Annotated in this window: 18 protein-coding genes and 1 pseudogene; 16 read left to right on the top strand and 3 right to left on the bottom strand. The window is 56.0% G+C overall.

Annotated features, from left to right (window positions below; all coding sequences use genetic code 11):
* Positions 1-696: 696 nt before the first annotated feature.
* The 15 genes and pseudogenes from RMR16_RS18950 to RMR16_RS18880 all read left to right on the top strand — a co-directional run bounded on the left by RMR16_RS18950 (position 697) and on the right by RMR16_RS18880 (position 18,807).
* Positions 697-2,484 carry an IucA/IucC family protein gene (locus RMR16_RS18950; protein ID WP_320198864.1) on the top strand — a complete coding sequence of 596 codons (1,788 nt, stop codon included), beginning with the start codon at positions 697-699 and terminating at the stop codon, positions 2,482-2,484.
* A complete protein-coding gene (locus RMR16_RS18945) occupies positions 2,468-4,195 on the top strand; it encodes an IucA/IucC family protein (protein ID WP_320198863.1) in 1,728 nt (575 codons plus the stop codon). Before RMR16_RS18950 ends, RMR16_RS18945 begins: the two co-directional genes overlap by 17 nt.
* Positions 4,192-5,466, top strand: coding sequence for an AMP-binding protein (locus tag RMR16_RS18940; RefSeq protein ID WP_320198862.1), 1,275 nt, complete (start codon positions 4,192-4,194; stop codon positions 5,464-5,466). The genes RMR16_RS18945 and RMR16_RS18940 overlap by 4 nt, the downstream gene beginning before the upstream one ends.
* Positions 5,463-6,773 (top strand): DUF6005 family protein, encoded by a 1,311-nt coding sequence (locus RMR16_RS18935; protein WP_320198861.1) that lies wholly within the window; start codon positions 5,463-5,465, stop codon positions 6,771-6,773. The genes RMR16_RS18940 and RMR16_RS18935 overlap by 4 nt, the downstream gene beginning before the upstream one ends.
* Positions 6,770-7,660, top strand: coding sequence for a sugar phosphate isomerase/epimerase family protein (locus RMR16_RS18930; protein ID WP_320198860.1), 891 nt, complete (start codon positions 6,770-6,772; stop codon positions 7,658-7,660). The genes RMR16_RS18935 and RMR16_RS18930 overlap by 4 nt, the downstream gene beginning before the upstream one ends.
* A 152-nt stretch (positions 7,661-7,812) precedes the next feature.
* Positions 7,813-8,292 carry a sigma-70 family RNA polymerase sigma factor gene (locus RMR16_RS18925; protein ID WP_320198859.1) on the top strand — a complete coding sequence of 160 codons (480 nt, stop codon included), beginning with the start codon at positions 7,813-7,815 and terminating at the stop codon, positions 8,290-8,292.
* Between the two features lie 98 nt (positions 8,293-8,390).
* Entirely contained in the window at positions 8,391-9,371 is a 981-nt protein-coding gene (locus RMR16_RS18920) for a FecR family protein (RefSeq protein ID WP_320198858.1), read from the top strand.
* Between the two features lie 107 nt (positions 9,372-9,478).
* Entirely contained in the window at positions 9,479-11,755 is a 2,277-nt protein-coding gene (locus tag RMR16_RS18915) for a TonB-dependent receptor domain-containing protein (protein ID WP_320198857.1), read from the top strand.
* Positions 11,756-11,810: 55 nt separating this feature from the next.
* Positions 11,811-12,137 (top strand): DUF2218 domain-containing protein, encoded by a 327-nt coding sequence (locus RMR16_RS18910; RefSeq protein ID WP_320198856.1) that lies wholly within the window; start codon positions 11,811-11,813, stop codon positions 12,135-12,137.
* 5 nt (positions 12,138-12,142) lie between these two features.
* Entirely contained in the window at positions 12,143-13,036 is an 894-nt protein-coding gene (locus tag RMR16_RS18905; RefSeq protein ID WP_320199009.1) for a siderophore ABC transporter substrate-binding protein, read from the top strand.
* Positions 13,033-14,010: an ABC transporter permease gene (locus RMR16_RS18900; protein ID WP_320198855.1), complete on the top strand. Its 978-nt coding sequence runs from the start codon at positions 13,033-13,035 to the stop codon at positions 14,008-14,010. The genes RMR16_RS18905 and RMR16_RS18900 overlap by 4 nt, the downstream gene beginning before the upstream one ends.
* Entirely contained in the window at positions 14,003-14,944 is a 942-nt protein-coding gene (locus tag RMR16_RS18895) for an iron chelate uptake ABC transporter family permease subunit (protein WP_320198854.1), read from the top strand. Before RMR16_RS18900 ends, RMR16_RS18895 begins: the two co-directional genes overlap by 8 nt.
* Entirely contained in the window at positions 14,941-15,717 is a 777-nt protein-coding gene (locus tag RMR16_RS18890) for an iron ABC transporter ATP-binding protein (RefSeq protein WP_320198853.1), read from the top strand. The genes RMR16_RS18895 and RMR16_RS18890 overlap by 4 nt, the downstream gene beginning before the upstream one ends.
* 158 nt (positions 15,718-15,875) lie before the next feature.
* Positions 15,876-16,043, top strand: a pseudogene (locus RMR16_RS18885) (heme-binding protein); the annotation flags it as partial.
* Positions 16,044-16,461: 418 nt separating this feature from the next.
* A complete protein-coding gene (locus RMR16_RS18880) occupies positions 16,462-18,807 on the top strand; it encodes a methyl-accepting chemotaxis protein (RefSeq protein ID WP_320198852.1) in 2,346 nt (781 codons plus the stop codon).
* 322 nt (positions 18,808-19,129) lie between these two features.
* Here RMR16_RS18880 and RMR16_RS18875 read toward each other — a convergent pair whose 3' ends face one another.
* The gene (locus tag RMR16_RS18875) at positions 19,130-20,047 is read right to left on the bottom strand and encodes an AraC family transcriptional regulator (RefSeq protein WP_320198851.1); all 918 of its coding nucleotides are present in this window, start codon (positions 20,045-20,047) and stop codon (positions 19,130-19,132) included.
* Between the two features lie 390 nt (positions 20,048-20,437).
* Here RMR16_RS18875 and RMR16_RS18870 point away from each other — a divergent pair, with 390 nt between their 5' ends.
* Complete coding sequence (locus RMR16_RS18870; protein ID WP_320198850.1) at positions 20,438-21,514, top strand: aldo/keto reductase; 1,077 nt, start codon at positions 20,438-20,440, stop codon at positions 21,512-21,514.
* 179 nt (positions 21,515-21,693) lie between these two features.
* On the opposite strand, the gene RMR16_RS18865 is transcribed toward RMR16_RS18870, so the two are convergent.
* Positions 21,694-22,683: a Bug family tripartite tricarboxylate transporter substrate binding protein gene (locus tag RMR16_RS18865; RefSeq protein ID WP_320198849.1), complete on the bottom strand. Its 990-nt coding sequence runs from the start codon at positions 22,681-22,683 to the stop codon at positions 21,694-21,696.
* 187 nt (positions 22,684-22,870) lie between these two features.
* A complete protein-coding gene (locus tag RMR16_RS18860; protein ID WP_320198848.1) occupies positions 22,871-23,485 on the bottom strand; it encodes a biliverdin-producing heme oxygenase in 615 nt (204 codons plus the stop codon).
* Positions 23,486-23,495 lie beyond the last annotated feature (10 nt).

Raw genomic sequence — 23,495 nt, 5'->3', positions numbered from 1 at the left:
CAGCAGAACACACCAAGCAGGAAATAGTCGTCCCGCTCGTCAATACATGCGGTTACTCAGGCTATGCGTATTATTTCAGTAGCGTTATGCCGATGGAAACTTCGTATACGTCAACATACTTACTTCATACCCTTCAGTCACCCACTTGTACTGAAAGGCCGCAGGCATTCACGACAGCATCGCGATTCCTGCAGACACTTAACGCGCCAACTCTTCAAAACGAAAGATGATAGAATATTAAATTACTGTAACCTCAGAGCTTTTCGAGGCAGCCATTCCAACAGCACTGTTGAATCTCACCCTGCTTTTTTGATCTCTCCGGAGCAAGGCGACTTAGTTAGAGCTAGGGACATATCATGCCGGCCCCGTTTGGCCCGTCGAATAGTCGTCAACCCACCGCATTGTTCCGGTTCGGCCCGCGCCTGTCCAAGCAACCGCCATCGCTGGCCTCCCACTCAGCGCTGCGGCACCGATTGATCATTTCCCACCATACCGAAGGCAGAAGACATTCATAAAATTTCGTCGCGAGTGAAAAAACTCTGCGAGCCGGTCGTCTTACGTTCGTGGCACATCCAAAAGCTTGGCAAGGAACCGCATGATGAACGACGAAGGCTTCTCAGCAATATCACGCCATATGTTTTTGGCCGACGGTCTCGGTGAACGCGTGTTACACCCCGCGACCGAGTACGAAGCGTAATGTCTGTCGCCTGGAGAACTGCCGAGACAGCCACATTTAGAAGTTTCGCCAACTGCTACATGCGAGAGATCGACGCCGGCAAAGCCGTGTGTCATGAGGTATTCGGGCGGAAAATCGACTGCGTGGAGTGGGTGCTGCACGGCGAGCGAATGCTTGTGAGGGCTGAGGTGACATCCGCGTCACTCTGCGGCCCGCACCATTTCGGCCGAATATGGAAACGCGCACTGTCGGAAGCATCTTGGCATGATTGCCCGACGATGCCTGCTTTGCAGGCGCTGATGCGGGAAGCTTATCGACATCAGAGTGCCCCGGAAAACAGCAATTCGGATGGTTGTGAAACCGAGCTTCTGCTGCGCGTGATGGACAGCAATCAGCAGATCAAGCTCAATATTGAGCGTGCTTTGGAGAAGCCCGACGACAGCGACGATTTCATCGCTGCCGAGCAATCGCTCTTCTTCGGACACTGGCTGCACCCTACCCCGAAAAGCAGGCAGGGCATGACCTTCTGGCAACAGGAAACCTACGCCCCGGAGTTCCACGGCCGTTTCCAGCTGCACTATTTCGCCGCGAGAACCGATTTCGTTACCCATGCATCTGCGACCAAACAGTCTGCGGATCGGATTATCGCCAGCCTCGTTGGACCGAACGCGGGCAATTTCTCCATCAAGGACAATGAATCCCTCCTGCCAATGCACCCCTTGCAAGCGCAGGCCTTGCTGCTCGATCCCGATATTGGCGCGATGATGGCAGAGGGTACCGTTCGAACCCTCGGCCCGGCGGGTGCACACTTCACCGCCACCTCTTCCGTTCGCACGGTCTGGAACGATAATGTCGACTGGATGCTGAAATTTTCGCTGCCGGTGCGCATCACCAATTCCGTGCGCAGCAATGGTCGCGACGAACTGGATGCAGGCGTCGCCATGGCAAGGTTGATCGACAGGCTTGACCTTGCACGGCAGATGCCATCCTTCCGCATCATCCGGGATCCCGCTTTCATAACGCTTGATCTTCCTGGCCGGAAGGAAAGCGGATTTGAGACGATTTTCCGGGAAAATCCGTTCAGGGCGAAGGGTGGAATGGGTGTCATCACACTCGCGGCGCTGACTGCCGAACCACTTCCTGGCCAGCTGTCGCGGCTGGAACGGATCGTCAGGCAGGTCCATGCCAACGAAAGCGGCAATATCGCATCGACCACTGCCAGTTGGTTCCGGCATTATCTAATCTGCACCGTTGCGCCGTTGATTGAGCTTTATGACAGGCACGGCATTGCGCTTGAGGCGCATCAACAAAACAGCCTTGTGGATATCAGTACGGGTTATCCGCGTCTCGGTTACTACCGTGACAATCAGGGCTTCTATCTTTCCGAAAGACATAGGCCAACGATTGCCCGCGTCGTGCCGGAAACAGAAACCATCGACTCGCTCTATTTTCCGGAAGCAGATATCCGCGACCGCTTTGCCTACTATCTGATCGTCAATCAGGTATTTTCCGTCATCAGCCGTATGGCGCATGACGGGCTTATGGATGAGATGGAACTCCTGCGGATTTTGCGGGAGTATTTGGAACATCTCGCGCTCGGTCTAAACGGCCTTGGCCGCGATTTCATCCGGCACATTCTGGACGAAGGCGATATCGGCACCAAAGCAAACCTCGCAACGCGATTGGCCAATCTGGACGAGTTGACTTCGGGGGGTGGTCACTCGCTTTACCGAAAAATGCCGAACCCGTTGAGCCTTGCCCCAATCACCAGCATTGATATGGAGAGGCCACATGCCATTGCCTCTTGAAATTCCATCTGCTCCGCAGGATCGCGTTCTGCGACAGCTGGTGACCGCGGCCCTGTTCGAAGGCGTTGTGCCTTTTCGAATCGAAAAGCCGGACGATTTGGTCTGGAACCTCGATGGTCAGGATTACCGCTGCCGCGCCACGCTAGGCACCTTCGCCCGCCCACGTATTCGCCCGCGTTCCGTCGAGATGAAGGATGACGACGGCAACTGGGTGCCTGCGCCGCTTACCACCATCGTTAAAAGCTTGCCCGGCAGTGCCGTCATGCGCAGCAAATTGCTACGAGAGCTAGAACACACGATCACCCTTTGCCAATGGAATGAGGACAATATTCCTGCATTGAACCGGCGGGACATGGCATTCGCACGTTTGGACGGCGCGCTGCACGAAGGTCATCCATATCACCCATGTTTCAAGGCAAGATATGGTTTGACGATCGCAGACAACCAGCTTTTTGGCCCAGAGTCGGCAAAACCCTTCCAACTTTTCTGGGTTTTACATGCGCGGGAAAATATCCGGCAAGCCCTTGGCGGTGACGAAACAAGCTTCTGGCAACGCGAACTCGGCGAAGAAATTTGGAACAAGATCGAAATCGCGCGGCAGGAAAAAAATCTCAGCTGGCAGAATTTTGCACTGGTGCCGATGCACCCATGGCAATGGAAAAACCTGCAAGAGAGTGCGGGCGCGAACCTTGTCGCCAGTGGCAAGCTGCACGGGCTCGGGCAGTTCGGCGAGCATTATCTCGCCAGCCAGTCGTTACGCAGCCTTCACAATATTGATCGCCCCCTAGCCGCAAGCATCAAGCTGCCACTGGACGTCATCAACACGTCATCGCGACGTCTTCTCGATCCACATTCCGTCTGCACCGCGCCTGTTCTCTCCAAATGGATTGCGGGCATGGTCGATGGTGATCCGGTATTTTCCGAACGTTATCCGCTGACGATCCTACAGGAATATGCTGGGGTGGTGGCGGAACACGAGGATGATCTCTCCGGCCAGATCGGTGCCATCTGGCGAGAAAGTGCCTTAAAGGATTTGCATCCGGGCGAAGAGGTTATCCCGTTCAACGCACTGATGATGCTGGAAGCGGATCAGAAACCTTTCATGCAGCCATGGATCGAACGCTTCGGGCTCATGCCCTGGTTGAACCGACTGCTGGAAATCTCCGTCTTACCGGTCTGGCACCTGCTCGTTCATCACGGTCTTGCGGTGGAAGCCCACGGCCAGAACATGCTGCTTGTTCATCGCAATGGCTGGCCAGTGCGGCTGGTCCTGCGCGATTTTCATGAGAGCATCGAGTTCTGCCCGACCTTCCTGCGCAATCCCGACGAAGCGCCGGACTTCCTGACACTCGATGAACGATACCGCGGGGCCGCACCCAACCAGTATTATTGGATGGAAAACCTCGATGCCCTTCGGGAGCTCGTGGTTGATACGCTGTTCATCTATAATCTCGCTGAGGTCGCGCATCTCCTCGACCACGCTTATCAACTTCCGGAGGCCAGCTTCTGGGCAAGGGTCGAAAGTCTCATCGACACCTACGCGGCAGAACATGATGCCAGCCAACGAATGGCGGCGCTGGACTACGACCATCCGGCCATCAGGACGGAGTCTCTTCTCACCAAAAAACTGCTCGCCCGCGAGCCGGAATATCACCACACCGTGCCCAATTTTCTTGTGAAGCCTGCGGCAGAACGAAGGACAATGCCATGATCAAAATTGGCGACCAGTTTTATGACAAGGCCCATTTTGACAGGCGGTCGACAGAAGTTGCTGCCCTAACCGGTGTTTTGAAATCCGTGCGTTACGCGGTGTGCTTTAATGATGTTGCGGAATGGCTTGCGCTCTTCTTCGCCATTCGCAACACGGGTGCCAGCATTTTGCCGATACACCCAAGCACACCTCACGCGGCAGCGAAAAAGCTGGCCATGCAAGCAGGTTGCGAACGGCTGTTTTATAACAGCTTTGCTGGCGAAGTGCTGACAGACAGCGCTTCAAACAGCGGCGAAGGCGAGCTGTTGCAAATGAGCTCGGGCACAACAGGCGCGCCGAAACTGATTGCCCGCACATGGCAAAACATCGAAATCGAAATCGCCAGCTATGTGCAGACCTTCACGGCCCCGGCAGAGATGACCCCAATCGTCGCCTGCCCGACCACCCATTCCTACGGGCTGATCTGCGGGATTCTGGTGGCGCTCCACCGTGGCGTTACGCCTGTTGTGGTCGATACGACCAACCCCAAACATCTTTTGAAGGTGTTGCGCGAGACGGAGCGACCGATGCTTTATTCCTCGCCAGCCATTCTGCACATGCTGGCACAGCTGCTGCCAGCTGGCGAAAGAATCCATGCGGCCATGACCTCCGGCACGCTTCTGCCAGAACCGTGGTTCGTTCGTATCCGCGAAAAATGCGACAATCTTTTCCAGCAATATGGGTGCTCGGAAGCCGGATGTATTGCCATAAACCCGGACCTCACCGCAGCCAATGATATGGGTTATCTTCTGCCACATATTTCTGCGCAAACCGGTACTGCGCTCGAAGCGGCAGCCGACATCGTCATTCGCAAGGCCGATGGCCAACCGATCCACACACGCGATCTCGGATACCGTCGTGCCGATGGCATGCTGGTCTTTGTGTCGCGGATGGACGATATGATCAATGTGGCTGGCCTCAACGTTTATCCGAAGGATGTGGAAGATGCCGCGACCGCTATGCCGGGCATTTCCGATGCCGTCGCCTTCCGCAAGAACGATCGTTTTGCCGGGGAACGTGTCGCTCTCCTCTTCAGCGCTGAACGCCCGGTTTCGTCCGGCGGTTTGCGGGAGTGGCTGAGCCGACATCTGGCCAGCCATCAGCTGCCCTCGGAGATTATTCAGATCACTGAAATACCGCGACAGGCGAATGGGAAGATCAGCAGACGGGATGTTGCCGAGCGCCACGCCGCTGGCGCGTTTCTGCCAGTCCAGACAGGAGTGGTTTCATGACCCGCGATGACATTTTTTCCGCTATCGAAACCGCGCTTCGTGAACACATGGCGCATCCACACATGGCCGGATTTGCGCCAGATGCCCGTTTGAACGAAGATCTCTATCTCGATTCCGTCTTGATCCTTCAGGTGTTTTTGAACCTCGAACTCGAATTTGGCCTCGCCATGCCGGAAACGGCCATCAGCAGCCAGGATATTCAGACCGTCGATGATCTTGTCAGCCTCTACCTGCCGGAAACATCTGCCCTACCCGTCCCAAGCTTTCCGATGACCGGTGGTGAAAAGGATGAGGGTGTACATGGTGAAGCCTATTACGACATCAAGGTCCATTGCTTCGTCAGCTGCGTTTGCGACGGGCTGAAAAAATGTGGACTTGATCACCGGCTATTCTACGCGGGCATCTGGGACGCAAAATTCGCCGTCAGCGACCGCCACCAACTGCGTTATCATGCCAGCGATATCAACCAGGAATTTTTCCGCGCATGGTTTGAAAGGCTGTACGGCGTTGAGGTTCGCGAGTGGTACGACCCGGCCTTGAGCAAGGCGGACAATCTGGCCGTCATGACAGATCTGGTGCGCACACGCGGCGCGACGGATTGCGTGATGGTTATGCTGGACATGTTCCACATGCCCGAGCGCGAGAACAAGTTCAACCAGAACCCGTTTCCACACTACCTGATGCTACAGGAGACGGGTGATGCCGACACATGGTTTGTGCATGATCCCGATTATCGCTGGGAAGGCGTGATGGAGCGTGAAAAAGTGATCCACGCCATCATGCAGCCAACGGTCGGCGGTGGTTATGCCTTCGATATGTCCGAGGCGCAAACACCGAACCCGGAAGACCTGAAAGCCTATTTCGAAAGCTGCTTCATTGCTGAGCGAAATCCAATCACCGACGCGGTAAGAACCATTGTTACCGCACATCTGAATGGCAGGGACGGACTTTCGCTTTCTGACCTCGAACTCGCCGTTCGTGAACTGCCGATATTGACCATCCGTAAATATGCCTATGAGCACGGATTTGCTTTCTTCTGGCGCGCGTTGAAACTGCCGTCTGAAGAATTCGAGACATGGTGTGAGGAAATCGAAGCGCTGGTTCAGGCACTCAAAAACTTGCATTACGCCTGCATGAAGCTGTCCCAGACGAGAGACCCGGCACAGGCGGCAGGCGTGTTCGCGCAACTGGATGAAGCAGATCGCATCGAGACGAAACTCAAAGATCAGCTCGGCGATGTCTTCGCACAGTGGCGCGAAGAAAATTGCGCGCCACTTCGAACAAACGCGCAGAGGCTTGTCGGATGAACATTTCTCTTTGCACGATTACCTTTCGCCACCAACTCATCTCGCTTGCCGAAATCGCAGGATTTGCCCGGCAAAGCGGTTTTGATGGGATAGAGCTTTGGGGTGCCCATGGGCGCAATCTCAACATGCGGATGGACAAGGACGCGGACTGGCTGGACGATTACGGCCTCACCGTTCCGATGATCAGCGACTATCTACCGCTTGAGGGTGACGAAGAAGAACTGCGGCGCAGGACGAGGGAACTCTGCCAATTGGCGCGGCGCTGGAAGGCACGAAAGATCAGAACCTTTGCCGGTGGCAAAGCGAGCGTTGAAACGACGACAAACGAACGCAGCCATTTGATTGAGCGCCTCCGTCATGTCGCAGTCATTGTCGAAAGCTATGGCATCCAGCTTCTGGTCGAAACCCATCCCAACACGCTGGCCGATACGGCAGCATCGACCATTCAACTGATCGAGGAAGTGAACCACCCGGCGCTGGCGATCAATTTCGACGTTCTGCATGTCTGGGAAGCTGGCGACGATCCCGTCGCTCTGCATCGGTCGATCGGCGAATGGGTGCAACATTATCACTTGAAAAACATTACCGACCGCCGCCACCTGGCTGTCTTCGACCCCGGCAATGTCTATTCCGCAGCGGGAGATCGCACCGGCCTGACGCCGCTGTTTGAAGGAGCGGTGGACTACACGGCCGTCATGGCTGGAATCCCGGAAATGACGTCAGCTGATGTTTCTCTGGAGTGGTTTGGCAACGATGTTTTTCACGTTCTGGACCACGATTGCGACGCGCTTCGCCGTCGATTCGACTATGAAAATTCTCATGAATTCAAACGCGGTCCACGTTTTCTGCACTCTGTGCCGCAAACCAAAAGAAATATGACTTTCTAAATCATGTTTTTGCTGTTAGAGAGGTGCCCGCAGCGTCTTCCCAGGCGCGTGAGCAAATATTTTCGTCAATCTACCACCTATCGGAAGACAGCGTGCAAGAACGACAAGCAAAGCATCATTTGGATGTCGGCCTCGACGCGGACACTATTTTCATGGGGAATCGCACGGCTCTGATCAGCTACTCGGCGCGCATTCTCGGTTCGCGGGATGCCGCCGAAGACATCGTGCAGGAAGCCTATATTCGCTTTGGCCTCGGTAATTTTCCGCAACAAACGGCACGTCAAGGACTTGCCTGTCTTTACCGCATCGTGCGGAATCTTTCGCTCGACATTGTCAAGCGCCGCAAGATCGAACAGCGCACCCAAAACAACGACCCACCATTCTGGATCGTGCCACGCTCGACAGAAACACCCGAGCAGACGACGATGTTTTGTGATGAAGTCCGTATTGCTCAGCAGGTTCTCGCATCCCTGCCAAGGGATATTCAGATTGCCGTTGAAATGCATCGACACGGCGGTTGCACGCTGGAAGTCGTCGCGGAACATCTGGGTATATCGGTGGCAACCGCGCACCGGCACGTAAAAACTGCCATGGTGAAGATCGCCATGGCTCTTGATAGAAAAAATGCCTGATCTTCACAATCTCCGCGAAAAAACTGTCCGCTTCAATCGTTCTACTCTTGACAGGCAAACTCGGCTAAAAGCCTCTCAGGATCAGAAGCGGGTGTGATGTGACAAGGCACGACCAAATAGATGAAGAGCTGCTCGAAGAGGCGATGGACTGGCTTCTACGCCTTTGCGATCCGTCGCGCTCAAACAATGATGAGTTGGCCTTTGCCGCCTGGGTCGGTCGCTCACCGGATCACCAGCAGGCCTGGACCAAAGCCTGTCGCACCTGGGCAGTGATGGGAGAAACCATTCCGGTAAACCTGCAAGCATGGCAGGTGCCGCAACGCAAGCGTGCCGCCCAACCAAGGCGTTTTGGGCGCCGTCAGGCTATCGGTATCGGTATTGCCGCGATTGCCGCCTGTCTCGTCGCCATCGTTGTCGGACCGACTTTTGTGACGCAATACCAAGCCGATTACACAACCAAGACGGCAGAAAATCGCCGCATCACGCTGGAGGACGGCTCCACGGTGGATATGAGCGCCGCCAGTGCCATCAGCGTCGACTTTTCAGGTTCAGGACGGCGGGTTAGGCTACTCTCCGGCGAAGCCTTTTTCGATGTGACGCCGGACACACGACGTCCTTTCACCGTCGATGCGGGCGGCGAATTGAATATTACCGTGGTGGGAACGGCGTTCGACGTCAACATCACACCGCAGATCGCCAGCGTTCAGCTGGCCCATGGCGCGGTGGATCTCTCGACCCTGAAAACAGGCAGCTCGATGAAACTTCGCCCCGGCGATGTCGTCACGCTCGATCGCAGCACAGGCCAGCTGTCCCGGACAAGCACGGATGTGGATGTTATCGCCGCCTGGCGGGACGGTAAGCTGTTTGTGCAGGACGTCCCGATCTCGGCTGTCGTGGCGGAACTCCAGCGCTACCACCCGTCCTGGATCACCGTGGCGAGTGGTACACTCGGCGAAAGGCGGATTACGGGCCTCTACGATCTGTCCGATCCCGACCGGGCGCTGGAAGCTCTGGTCAGTCCCTATGGCGCTAAAGTTCACCACGTTTCACCTTATCTGCGCATTCTCTCTTTCTTCTAAAAAAGAAAATTTTCATGGAACGGTGAAAAATTCTGCCGCCGCAGTCGTCTCTATCCTGAATGCAAGCTGAGGGCTTGCAATGCAAGGGTATGGGGAGACGGGGCGGAATGACGCTTCAAGTTAATCGTGAACGATCAGGTAATTCTAACAGCGCGAAGGTTTTGGCATTCAGGCTGATGGCATCGGCAGCGATTGCCGCGGCAACGTTGATGCAGGCACCTTCTGTCATGGCACAGTCCGCACAGCGCAACTTCAACATTCCGGCTCAGCCACTCGCCTCGGCGCTGAATGTTTTCGGTCGGCAGTCCGGCTTACAGGTCTCGCTTGCCGCTTCCACATCGCAGGGCGTCACATCACGGACGGTGTCCGGCAATCTCTCGGCACAGGCGGCATTGGGGCAGCTTCTGGAAGGTACGGGGATCCCTTACAGCATTTCCAATGGCACGGCGGTCATCGGCCGCTCGGCGGCGGCACCCGTTGCCACTGGCAATGGGGACAGCACTGTACTCGCCCCAATCGTCGTACAGGGACAATCCGTCGGCCAGGGCGATATCGGCGAAACCGTGATCGGAGCGAAGCAGCTGGAAAGGATCAACCCCACCAGCATTGCCGACGTTTTTCGTGAAGAAGCGGGCGTACAGGTCGGCAGCTCGTTGCCGATGTCCCAGAAAGTTTATGTGCACGGCATTGAAGAAACCAATCTCGCCGTCAGCATCGATGGTGCACGCCAGAACAATAAGGTTTTTCACCATAACGCCACGAACCTGATCGACCCATCGATCCTGAAGGCTGTTGATGTCGATTCCGGCATCGCCCCTGCGGATGCTGGTCCGGGCGCTCTCGCTGGCGCAATCAACTACGAAACTCGCGATGCGAAGGACCTTCTTGAAGATGGCAAATCCTTCGGCGGTTTCGTAACGTCGACCTACAATTTCAACAGCGAAACCGTCGTGACCGGGCTGTCGGCCTATGGCGAAAAGGACGGACTGGATTACCTCGGCTACTTCACCTTCGGCAAGGGCAATGATTTTCATGGCGGAAACGGCGATGTTGTCCAGGGGACCGAGACCAACCTGTTGAGCGGCCTTGGCAAGATCGGTTATGAGTTCGAAAGCGGTGATCGCTTCGAGATCAGCCATGATCGACTGGTGGACGATGCACCCCGCCCTTACCGTGCCAATGCCGGTTTTGTACAGACTCCTCGTCCTTGGGAGCCTAAAATCCGCGACTATCGCCTCGAGCGGCAAAACACGGTCTTTACCTATACGGATGAAACACCCGAAGGTTGGTGGGACCCAAAAGTGATGCTGGCCTATGGCTCGACTAAGGTGACGCTCCCGATCTTCGGGCCTCCTGGCCGTTTACAGGACGACAGCGGAGAGACTTCCAGCTTCAACGGCAAGTTCGAAAACAAGTTCTCATTTGAGACTGGCAATGTTGTTGCTGGTTTCGATTTCTACAACGACAGGGCAACGCTGGATGATCCGGCAGATGCAGGTCGGGAAAAAGCGCATAATCTGGGCATTTACGCGCAGGCGCGTCTCGAACCATGGGAAAGGACACGACTGTCCTTTGGCGCAAGAGCCGATCAGCAATGGTTCACTGGCGTCAATAATTCCGAATTCAACAATAATGGCATCAGTGCCAACATTTCCGGCGAGTATGATCTGACCGACATCTTCACTGCAAAGGCTGGCTTCGCGCATGTCTGGGCTGGTGTGCCGCTGGCAGAGAATTTCATTATCAACCCGGGATGGAACTACGGTCCCGACGGTCCGGAGCCCGTCACGGCGAACAACTACATGATCGGGCTAGAAGCCAACCACAATGGCTTCACCGCAGAAGCGAGCCTGTTCCGTACCGACATCGATAGTGCCCGCGTTCCGGTGTATCGCATCGCCGACGGTGGTGCTCTGAACCAGCGTAATCTCGTGTCCAAAGGCTTCGAAATCGGCGCCGGCTACGAATGGACAAGCAGTTATATCAAGCTGAAATATGCTCATATCGACGTGGACGTTAATGGCGTGCCCGCCAATTCCGATAGTGGCAACTATCTGGGCTCCCCCGTTGGCGACATCATCACCATCACTGCCGCCCATACATTCGAGCAATGGAACCTGACGGTCGGCGGCGATATCGAAATCGCACCGAAATATGATCATGTCGTTGCTCCGACAGAACCCTACAAGGCGTACGAAGTCGTCAACGTCTTCACAGAATGGAAGCCGAAGCAGTTGCAGAACTTTACGTTCCGCGCAGAGGTCAAGAACCTCTTCGATGAAAGCCATTCCGACCGCGCCACCTATGGCCAAGAATTCGGCAACGTAACGCCTCTCTACGAGCCGGGCCGCAGTTTCCTCATCACAGCCAAGGCGACCTTCTAACAGGGTGGATCAAGCGTCACCGGCAATGAGATCGGTGACGCAAAAGGAGACGGCAATGATCAAAACCACGGCGACGCTGCGCACCGAGCATGCAGGCAAATACATCGCACAGCTCTGCAAGCATTTTGCCCATAAGGTCGATGTTTCCCATTCGGAGAACCATGGCGAATGCCGCTTCACCTGTGGCACGGCCACCATGGATGCGGAGACCGATGTATTGCAAATCCAAGTGACCGCGGCAGATAGAGACCTGTTGAGCGAAACGCAGAAAGTTATTGAAAGCCATCTCCTGCGGTTTGCCTTCCGGGAGGAAATACAGCCGCTGAAATGGATAGACCCCCTACGAGAAGATATGCCCGCTCCTGTGAAAACCGCGAAATGACATCCATGCGACCCTTAAGGCTTTTAATAATCGTCGGTCTGTTGGCGACCACCACACATGCGGCCGAGATCAGGACAGCACGCGGCCCGGTCGATATTCCCGAATTGCCGGAACGTGTCGCGGTCTTCGACCTTGCCGCGCTCGACACGCTCGACCGCTTGGGCATCAAACCCGCTGGCGTGCCGCAAAAGCTTTATCTTCCGCAGCTAGAGCATCTCAAATCCGGCACGAAAGCGGTCGGCGATATTTTTGAGCCGGATTTGGAAGCACTGAGCGAGCTTGCGCCCGATCTCATCGTGCTGGGTGGCCGAACATCGCCCAAACTCGATTCGACCGCACGCGTCGCAACCAGTGTCGACATGACGATGGATGGCGACGATCTGGTGGAGCAGGCAAAGCTGCGGCTTGCTGATTATGGCACGTTGTTTGGCAAACAGGCCGAAGCCGAGGCCATAGCCATGGAACTGGATCGCGATATCGAGGCTACTCGCGCGGCTGTGGCCGGTAAGGGCAAAGCCCTCATCGTGATGACCAACGGCCCGAAGGTCACGGCTTATGGTCCCGGCTCACGCTTCGGCTGGGTGCACGCCACGCTTGACCTGCCGCCTGCCATTGCCGCTGTGCAGCAGGCCATTCATGGTGAAGTGGTTTCTTTCGAGTTTATTCACAAGACCAACCCGGACTGGCTCCTGGTGGTGGATCGTGCCGCCGCGATCGGTTCCGGTGAACAGGGCGCACGCGCCACGCTCGACAACGAACTGGTTGCAGGCACAACCGCCTGGAAAAAAGGACAGGTCGTTTACCTTCCAGCCGCCGATTTCTACATTGCCGCTGGCGGCATTCAGGCCACACAGCGTGTGCTTGCCACGATCAGAGAGGCATTCTCCGCCGCAAAATGATTGTTTTAGCGCACAAGAATCCGAAACGACTGCCTCGACTGGCGGGCTTAGCGCTCGCCTTTCTGTGTTTGATCAGCCTTGGCATTGGTGCAGGGAATGTTTCTGTCACGACCCTATGGGTGCCGTCCGATAGCACGGAATTATTAGCGATCAGCCGCCTGCCGCGCACGCTGGCGGCCGTGTTGGCGGGTGCCGGTCTGGCAATCGCAGGCTTGATCATGCAAGCCATTGCCCGCAACCGTTTCGTAGAGCCCGCGACTGCGGGCACCGCCCAATCGGCAGAATTTGGTATTCTTCTCGTCACGATTTTATGGCCCGCTGCCACACTCGGCTATAAGGCAATCATCGCGAGCCTTGCCGCACTTGCCGGCACCGGCGTGTTTCTCATGACCGCGCATCGCTTGCCGCCGACCCAGCCTTATCTCGTGCCGCTGTTTGGGCTCGTTTACGGCGGCGTCATCGGCGCGGCAACGACCTTCATCGCCTGGCAGGCCGATCTTCTGCAATATTTGTCAGTGTGGAGCAATGGTGACTTCTCGGGTGTCCTGCGTGGCCGATATGAGCTGCTATGGCTTGGTGCCCTGCTGGTCGTGGCAGCTTGGTTTATTGCCGAACGCCTGACGATCATGGCTCTTGGACGCGAGACCAGCATCAGCCTCGGCATCAATTATCAACGCATGCTACAAATTGGTCTAGTCATCATCTCCGTGATTTCAGCCGTGACGGTGGTGGTCATTGGCGTTATCCCTTTTGTTGGCTTGGTGGTGCCAAATCTGGTTTCGCGATTGATAGGCGACAACATGCGCAACACGTTGCCAGTCACGGCACTTTTCGGCGCAATCCTCACCCTGAGCTGCGACATACTCGGACGGATCATCCGCTTCCCCTATGAAATTCCTGTGGGCACCACGATGGGCGTTGTCGGCGCAATCCTGTTCCTGCTTCTTTTGTTTCGCCGGCGTGCAGATGCGTAATCGGAGCCTTCTATGCCTGGCGCTGCTGGCGTTTGTCTGCATCGTCTGTTTCATGACCATCGGCTTGCGCGGCAACCTCGCATTCGTGCTCAGCCTGCGAGCCGTCAAGCTGGTCGCGCTGATCGAAGTCGGCATTGCCATCGCTATTTCCACGGTGGTGTTTCAAACCGTCACAGCAAACCGCATCCTGACACCCTCCATCATGGGCATTGATGCGCTGTATATTTTCGGACAAATCCTGTTCGTCTTCCTCTTCGGAGGACTTGCCTATGCAACATTGGACGCACGCCTGAAATTTCTCTTCGAAATCATACTTCTCATGGCACTGACATCCGGGCTGGTTCTTCCCATGCTGCGCGCACGCTGGGATATGGGGCTGATGCTGCTTTCCGGCGTCGTGGTCGGCGTGCTGTTTCGCAGTCTGCATTCACTTCTTGCCCGCCTGATCGATCCAAACGAATTCGCCGTGGTTCAAGGTGGCAGCTTCGTCAATTTCAACGATGTGCAGGCTGAGCTTCTCACCATCGCGTCACTCCTGACTGTTGGGGCACTCACCTACATCTGGCGCGCCCGTCATGTCTTCGACATCGTTGCGCTTGGCCGGGACACGGCCATCGGCCTGGGCATCGAATGGCCGAAAATCCAGATCACCTGCCTTCTTCTGGTCTGCGTACTGGTGGCAGTCTCGACGGCGCTGGTCGGTCCTGTCGCCTTTCTCGGCTTGCTGTTTGTTGCTTTAGCCGAGCGGATCGTCCAATCGCGCCGCCACGCGGTGCTGATCCCCGCCGCCGCTCTGGTCGCCATCATCGTGCTGGTTGGTGGGCAGACGCTGTTCCAGCACGGTCTTGGCAACAGTTCGACACTCGGCGTCGTCATCGAATTTATCGGCGGTATCGTCTTTCTCATTCTACTCTGGCGCGGGAGCCGCAGATGATCCGGATCGAACATGTCTCGCTGCGTTACGGTGCTGCGAAAATCCTCTCCGATATTTCCGTGACCATTCCCAAAGGCGGCATCACCGCCCTTATCGGCCCGAATGGTGCGGGCAAATCCTCCCTGCTCAGTTTGATCGCCCGAATGCAGCCATTACAAACCGGATGGATCAGCGTGGATGATCTGCCAATTGCCTCCACGCCAAGCCGGGAGCTTGCCAGAAAGCTCGCCATTCTGCGGCAGGACAATCAGATTGGCAGTCGGCTTACGGTGAAGGAACTGGTCGGTTTCGGGAGATTTCCACACAATCGCGGTCACCAGACACAACTGGACGGGGAAATCGTTGAGAAGGCCCTTAAACTTCTCGATCTTTCCGATTTGTCCGGCCGTTTCCTCGAAACTCTTTCGGGTGGGCAGCGCCAGCGCGCCTTGGTCGCGATGGCCTTTTGTCAGGACACAGACTACCTGCTTCTGGATGAACCGCTGAACAATCTCGACATGTATTTCGCTCGGGAACTGATGCGCTCATTACGGAAGATTGCCGAACAGGACCGTAAAACAATCATCATCGTTCTCCATGACATCAATTATGCCAGCGGATTTGCCGACAGGATTATTGCGATGCGCAACGGCGAAATTATCGCCGATGGACCACCTGAACGTTTGATGACCTCGGACACGTTGCAATCGATCTATGGATTTCACATTGCGGTGGCCGAGATTGATGGACAGCGCATCGCTATGCCATTTGTGGCGGGGAAAAGCGCTCCATGAATGGTTGCGACATATATAGCCAGTGCGTGATAATACGGTCGGCCTCTGCCCCTTTTCACAGGATTTCCGAAGTGCAGTGTTGCGATGGGAGCATTGTGCGACTTGGTCCACCCGCGAGGGACTGATAAGCCATTAGATCAGGAAGCCACCTATTTTGGAGTGCAGCAATCGCGTCACAAGGCGGCGTTACCCATCTTCCTGGCGGCCTGTCCATCCGCGTTAACGGCAAACTCGCCGGGGCGATCGGTGTCGGATCAGGTACAGGAGACCAGGACTTCGAGGTGGCGCGTGGGGCGTTGAAAGCAATAGGAGCCGATGACGTTTGAGATAGGTACCGGCTGGGCACGATGACCGCATGCCCCGCAGGGTCGCGACATCGCTCCTATTCCTCCTCCCCACAACGGTGAGTGATATAGCCTGCCTAGGGTCTGGTCATCGAGCAGATGGATAGGGTTGGAGCGTCTATCGCGCCTGCTGCGGAAGCTGCCGCACGCATCTGATCACAATCTCACGTCGCATGCTGAACAGGATCCGTCGCACTTCGTATCAAACACCCTACATCTTGCATTCTTATTGTTTCTTTCAAACGTGATTAATCAAATTTTTGCTGTTGCCAGTTTATGATACACGTGCTGCGCGTAAATTGGTGCGCGACGGCATCCCTTGATAGCCCCATGATAGGGCTCTCCTGCGCCGAATTGCATTTTGATAGTGTTTATCTGCTGCATCATTTCCGAGGTCATTATGTTGCTCTTCCGTCCGAAGTCACTTGCTGCCAAGTTGATACTTGTCACCGGCATCGCAATCGCTCTGGTTCTTTTCATCTCTAATTTTTTACTGATCGGCGAGACCCGTGACCGGGTGGAAACGCTGATCATGGACCAGGCCAATCTCGAAGCGAAGTCAATCGCCAACGAAGTTATCGGCTCCGTCGGAGAGCTTGCCGGTTCCGCCCGTTCAATGGCGGGCGTCATAGGCCGTGGCCACGATGGCAAGTATATCGATCGCAAATCCGTGATGGATATGCTGAAAGCCAATGTCGAGCGCAATCAGTTGGCTTTCGGCAGCTGGTTTACCGAGGCGCCCAACGCCTTTGACGGCCAATCGCCGCAGATGGCCGGCAAGACGGAACTCGGCTCAGACAAGAATGGCGCCTTCAATCCCTACTGGACCAAAACCAAGGCGGGCGGCTACACGTTCACCGTCGCCGAATCCGACTATAATGCGGAGTGGTATACTCTGGCCGCTGCCAGCCATAAGGGCGCAATCACCTCGCCCTATATCGATAGCAGCACCGGCGAAAATATTTCGATGACTTCGATTACCTATCCGGTTTTGTCCGACGGTAAACTGATCGGCGTCAGTGGCGTGGACGTTTCTCTCCAGTCACTTTACGAAAAGCTCAGCAAGCTGCATCCCTTTGGCTCCGGCCGGGTAACCCTGCTTTCCCAAACCGGTAAGTGGATTGTTGCTCCGAGCAAAGAGCTGTCGATGAAGTCTTACGAAGGCCAAGGTTTGGACGCTATCAAGACCGCGACATCGACGCTATTGCCATCAATCATCAGGAATCTGACAACCGACGGTGGCGGCGAGTTCGACAGGGTCGTTTATCCATTTGCTCTGCCGGATGCGAATGCCAGCTGGGTCATCCTCGTTGATGTGCCGCATAGCGCCACCAACGCACCTGTCAGCGAACAGACTTACGTTATGGTCATAAGTGGCCTGATTGTGCTTGCCGCAGTCATGCTCGCGCTGTTCTTCGCCGTCCGCACTGTCGTGCAGCAGCCACTCGGCGGCCTGGTTGCCAGCGTCAGCGATCTGAGCGCCGGAAATTACAGCGAGCCGGTGAAGAGCCAGGATCGCGGCGACGAGATCGGTCTGGTTGCAAAGGCCCTCGAAGGCTTCCGATTTGCACTTGCCGATACCCGCCGCCTGGAGGCAGACGCTGCCGAACAGCGGCATGCGGCCGAGGCGGAACGTGGACGTTCCGAAGCCGAACGCAACAGCACGGTCGCCGAACAGCGACACATCGTCGCCGTCCTTGGTAACAGTCTTTCCGAGCTGTCTCAGGGCAATCTACGCCACCGTATCGCCGAAACTTTCCCTGGCGAATACGCCCAGCTGAAGGAAGATTTCAACGCAGCACTCTCCAGCCTTGAAGATACCATTGAAACGATGGGCCTCAGCATCGGCAATATCGACAATGGTTCCGGCGAGATCAGCTCAAGCGCTTCGGACCTTGCCCGCCGTACCGAACAGCAGGCCGCAAGCCTTGAAGAAACGGCAGCTGCCCTCAACCAGCTGACGGTTCAGGTCAACTCCACCGCCGAGAATGCCCGGACGGCTGCGAGCAGCGTTAACACTGCCTCGCAGGATGCCGGTCAGTCAGGTGAAACCGTCCAGAAGGCGATCGCCTCTATGAAGGGCATCGAGCAATCGTCGACTGAAGTGTCGCGCATCATCGGTGTTATCGACGAGATCGCCTTCCAGACGAACCTGCTGGCCTTGAATGCCGGTGTCGAAGCCGCACGCGCCGGGGAAGCCGGCAAGGGCTTTGCCGTCGTTGCCCAAGAAGTGCGCGAACTGGCACAGCGCTCGGCCAATGCCGCCAAAGAGATTAAGACGCTGATCAACACTTCGGCCGTACAGGTCAAGGAAGGCGTCGATCTCGTCGGCCGTGCGGGTAGCGCGCTGCACAAGATCACCGATCAGGTGGTGGAGATCAACGGTCTCATCCGTCAGATTTCGGCCTCCGCCAGCGAACAGGCTCTTGGTCTGAAGGAAATCAACTCGGCCATGAACCAGATGGACCAGGTGACGCAGCAGAACGCCGCGATGGTCGAAGAAGCCACCGCCGCCAGTGTTTCGCTAGCCGACGAAGCGAGGACCCTGAAGGGACTGGTCACCCGCTTCCGCATCTCGGCTCAGCAGGGTGGCTCCGCAGCAGCCCTGCGCCAAACGGCACAGCAGATGCGCGCGCCTTCCCGGGGTGCTGCATCGTCTGCGCCCGCTCCAACCGCAGTTCGCAAACCACAGCTCCAGAGCCGCGGTTCGGCAGCCGTCGCACAAGATAGCTGGGAAGAATTCTGAGCCAACGCCAACAAAATAAATCAAAGGCCGCCGGAGTGATCCGACGGCCTTTTTCGTTTCACCGAAATGAAGACACGTCGATCTCAACAAACCACTCGGTAATAACAAAGGAATTGTAGCGTTTTGAATTGGGGTTCATGCCTATGGACGATCTGGACTTACTGAAGAAACGCTCCACAAAGTCGGGTGCCTTACGCCAGCGTGTGACCCAACCCCTATTTCTCTTCTGAAGTTGCTAAAAGCCGGGGTAAGGGAGCCGTCGATCATGATGAGATCAGCGTCGCAGGACAAAACTCTTTTTTAAAACAGAGTAAGCCACCCGTTAGACGACGCGGGACGTTGCACCGGCTGGGAGCGGATTGGCTCTGAGTTCAGCGCCGTCTCGCCCCGGTGGTTTGCCGAACATCCGTCGATATTCGCGACTAAACTGAGACGAGCTATCATAGCCGACGGCGAACGCCACTTCGGAGACATCTTCTTTCATGGCCAACAGTCGCGTGCGGGCGGCCTGAAGGCGAAGCTGCTTCTGGTATTGGATGGGTGTCAGGGAGGTAACAATCCGGAAATGCCTGTGCAGGGACGTCACGCTCATTCCAGCGATCTCGGCCAAATCCTCGATCCGCACTGAATCGGCGAAATGGCTGCCCAACCAGCGAACCGCACGGCCGATTTGAGACATCCGGCTATCGGTCAGTCCAATCTGGCGAACAATCGAACCTTGTGGCCCGGTCATCAAACGCCACAGGATTTCACGCTCAAGGGCCACTGCCAGAATCGGAACATCTTCAGGGCGATCCAGAAGGCGCAGCAGGCGCACGACAGCGTCCATGAGGTCGCTCGAAAGGTCATTGATCGCGATACCGGCGCGATCAGCAGCAACCGGTCGCGGACCAGTGGACTGAAGCAACAGACTGGCAATTGCTTCCGCCCTCAACGTCATACCACATCCCAGATAGGGAAGATCCGGTGTCGCTTGAAAGACATGGGCATCCACCGGCAAATCGACGGATACGACCAAATACTGCCCTTCGTGATAGTCGAAAGTCTGCTGTCCAAGCTGGACACGTTTGCTGCCTTGAGCAATCAACGAAAAAACAGGTTCAACCACAATCTGGCAAGGCACGGTTGGGGCAGATCGGGCGCCGAGAAGAAGATTGGGGATCAGCTGCGATGCCTTCGCATCCGGCGCCGTGTGCTTCAGGATCAGGGAGCGCAACTCATTCAGCAAAACAGTGTCCATTGCCAGATTATGGCATGCTTTGACCCAGATGTCACATCCTTGCCGTCTCGAGATTGGCAGGATTATGCATAAATCTGGTAGGATAATGTCTAACATCCGGGCATTAGCTATGACATTGTTCAGAGGCTTCGACAGTATCCGTCATAGGCGGCGGCACGTCATGGATGCTGGATGCCGCGCATCAGGCGCGTTCGGCTGAACGCTGACAGGTCGATGAATGTCTGGTCGAGCGTCTGGATGACTTAAGGCACCAGCGCCATGGAAACGGCTGCCGCTCGATGTTGAACACTTGCGAAGGACATTTTCCGATCAATCTCAGCTCAGGCTCACCATTATTGCTCAAGAAATACACAGGCCAATAGGTCAGCGCTCTGCATAAAGGATGCTAAAATGGCACTTAATGATTACATCACACTCGGTCGTTCCGGCCTGCGCGTCAGCCCTCTCTGCCTCGGCGCAATGACGTTTGGCGAAGGGCGCGGCTGGGGCTCGTCCGTTGAGGAATGCCAGGAGATCATGGACCGCTTCATCGATGCGGGCGGCAACTTCATCGACACCGCAAACGGCTATACGGCAGGCCATTCGGAAGCAATCATCGGCGATCACATCGGACGCGACGCGGCGAAGCGAGACCGCCTCGTCCTCGCAACCAAGTTCAGCAGCAATCTCTATCTTGGTGATCCCAATGGGGGAGGTTCCGGTCGCAAGGCCATCATCAAACAGTGTGAAAACTCACTCCGCCGCCTACAGACCGACTATATCGATCTGTATTGGCTCCATAATTGGGACGTGCACACGCCGATTGAAGAAACTATGGCGGCGCTCGAAGACCTTATCCGCTCTGGCAAGGTTCGTTATATCGGTATTTCGGATACGCCGGCGTGGAAGGTCGTTGAAGCAAACCTTATTGCGCGCTTCCGTGGCTGGTCCCAGTTCATCGGGCTACAGATCGAGTATTCTTTGCTGGAGCGCAGCGTCGAAGCAGAACTGGTGCCGATGGCCCAGGAACTTGGGCTTGGCATCACGCCTTGGTCGCCGCTCAAGGCTGGTGCGCTGAGCGGAAAATATACGCGCAAGAACGAAGGTGAATTGAAGGCCGACCGCGGCGCCATGGTCCCGCTCAACGAGAAGACCTACGCACTCATCGACGAACTGGAGAAGATTGCCGCAGCCCATGAGAGCACAATCGCCCGGGTGGCGCTGGCCTGGGTGCGTATGCGGCCCGGCGTCACCTCGACCATCATCGGCGCACGCCGTGTCAGCCAGCTTGAGGACAATCTGAAGTCCACCGACATCACACTGACTGCCGAGGAACTGGCCCACCTTGATAGTCTGACCAAACCAACCCCGCCATTCCCGCAGAACATGGAGGCCTATTTCCCGGCGATCCACAATGGTGGGACGACCATCAACGGCGTTGCGGGCGGGGCTTCGATGATCATCAGACCCGGTGAAAAACCGTACTGAGGCTAAACCGGATCGCGTACTGGTTGCCCTGCGGCCTGTACGCGATCCATCTGGACCGACAGAAAAGCACTCAGATAAAACAAATTGCCGAGACCTAGGAGGGGGCAACGCTCCTCCACCCCGTCTGCCGTGTCACAGTTCCGTAGTATCTCAGCCCAGCAATCAGGTTTTACCCCAATTCAGTCCATCTGAACGTTGGCATTCTTGACGACTGGACCCCATTTGGCAATTTCCTGCGCCACATGAGTTTTAAGCTCATCTGGTGAAGAGCCAACGATCTTGGCGCTAAACTCCGCCATGCGGGCGGAAACGCCTGGGTCCACCAGCGCCTTTTTCGCGGCGGCGTTTAGCTTGTCTATCGCCTCTTTCGGAGTTCCGGCTGGCGCAAACAGGGCGTTCCAGGTGTAGGTTTCATAACCCGGCACGCTTTCGGCAATGGTTGGGATATCCGGGAAGGACGTTGCCCGTTCCGCCGTCGTCACGCCCAGCGCCCGCAAGGTGCCGGATTTGATATGTCCGGAGGACGATGGCAAATTGTCGAACATGATGGAAATCTGGTTGCCGAGAAGATCGTTCAGCGCCGGGCCTGACCCTTTATAGGGAACGTGCTGCATGTTCACGCCGGTCATGCTTTTGAACAGCTCGCCCGACAGATGCAGTGGCGTTCCGTTGCCCGATGACGCGTAGGAATATTTGTCCGGGTTGGCTTTCAACAGCGCAATCAGCTCCGGCACCGTCTTCACAGGCAGTTCCGGGTTCACTACCAGAACGTTTGGCACAACGACCAGCAGCGAAATCGGCGCAAAATCCTTTTCAGGATCGTAAGGTTTGGTTTTGAGGATCAGCGGGTTCAGCGCGTGCGTTGCAACCGTGCCCATCAGCACCGTGTAACCATCTGGCTCCGCTCGCGCAACGCGGTCAGCGCCGAGATTTCCGCCTGCACCGGCGACATTTTCGACAATGACCTGTTTGCCAAGTTCATCACCCATCTTCTGCGCAATCACGCGTGCCACCACATCCGTGGAGCCGCCAGCGGCGAAGGGAACAACCAGCGTGATCGTTCGGTCTGGAAACCCTTGCGCGTGTGCTGCGCCATTGAGAAACAGAAACGAAGCTGCCGATGCGGCGAGAGCCAAAACATTCCGCCGTTTGAAAAACCGATAAGACATTGAACCTCCTATTGCGTGACCTCCCCGCCACGGCGTCAGTGTAACGTAATCAGGGTCGAGAACAAGCAATGCGAAAGTTTATGATGGTCGCTGGAAAATACGGTTCTTGCCTTGGTTGGGAACAAACAAAAAGTGCTCCCCATGATCGGAAAGCGCTTCGTTGTGTTCAACTGACATAGATTGGTTTTCAGGCCATCAGGCGCTGGGCATAGGCATGGACCTGGCGGAAAGCCGCTTCGGCACCGGCAATCGCCCGATTTTCTTCTTCTTCGGTTAGTGCAATCTCATCGAGAGCAGCAACAAAAGTGCGCCAGTGCAATCCGCGGCCTTCTGGTGCGCCTGCGAGATGGCGTGCACCGAATGTTTCTCCAAGTCCGAGCTTTCCGGCATATTTCAGCAGAAATGCGGCACCTAGGTTCGAGCCCTCGATCACGTAAAGCCAGCCCAACGTTTCTGGAAGGTCAAACGCGGCATCATTCTTCGTGAAACGAGGGGCTCCGGCTACAGGCGTGTTCAGCGTGAGATCGGCAAGATCCTGCTTGATAAACTCGAGACGGTTGCGTCCTTTGAGGTCTGGAAGGAGACGATCCAGTGTTTCGTTGGAAAACAGGGCATCAAGATCGCTGTGAAACAGATACTGCGTCTGAACGAATTTTCCGAAATTCTCGCGGCTGTCGAAAGGTTTCGCGGCCATGATAAACGCGTCCAGAGCCTCATGGGCCGAGTGCGTTGCTGCTTTCAGACGTTTCGTACGGCTTGGTTCGGCATGCGGCGTATCGATGATCAGTTCTGTAGCAGTCATATCCTGTTCC

The organism is Agrobacterium sp. rho-13.3 (assembly GCF_033957765.2).
Taxonomy (GTDB): domain Bacteria; phylum Pseudomonadota; class Alphaproteobacteria; order Rhizobiales; family Rhizobiaceae; genus Agrobacterium.
The sequence above is the reverse complement of the archived record's forward strand: the minus strand, read 5'-3'. Positions and strand labels throughout refer to the sequence as shown.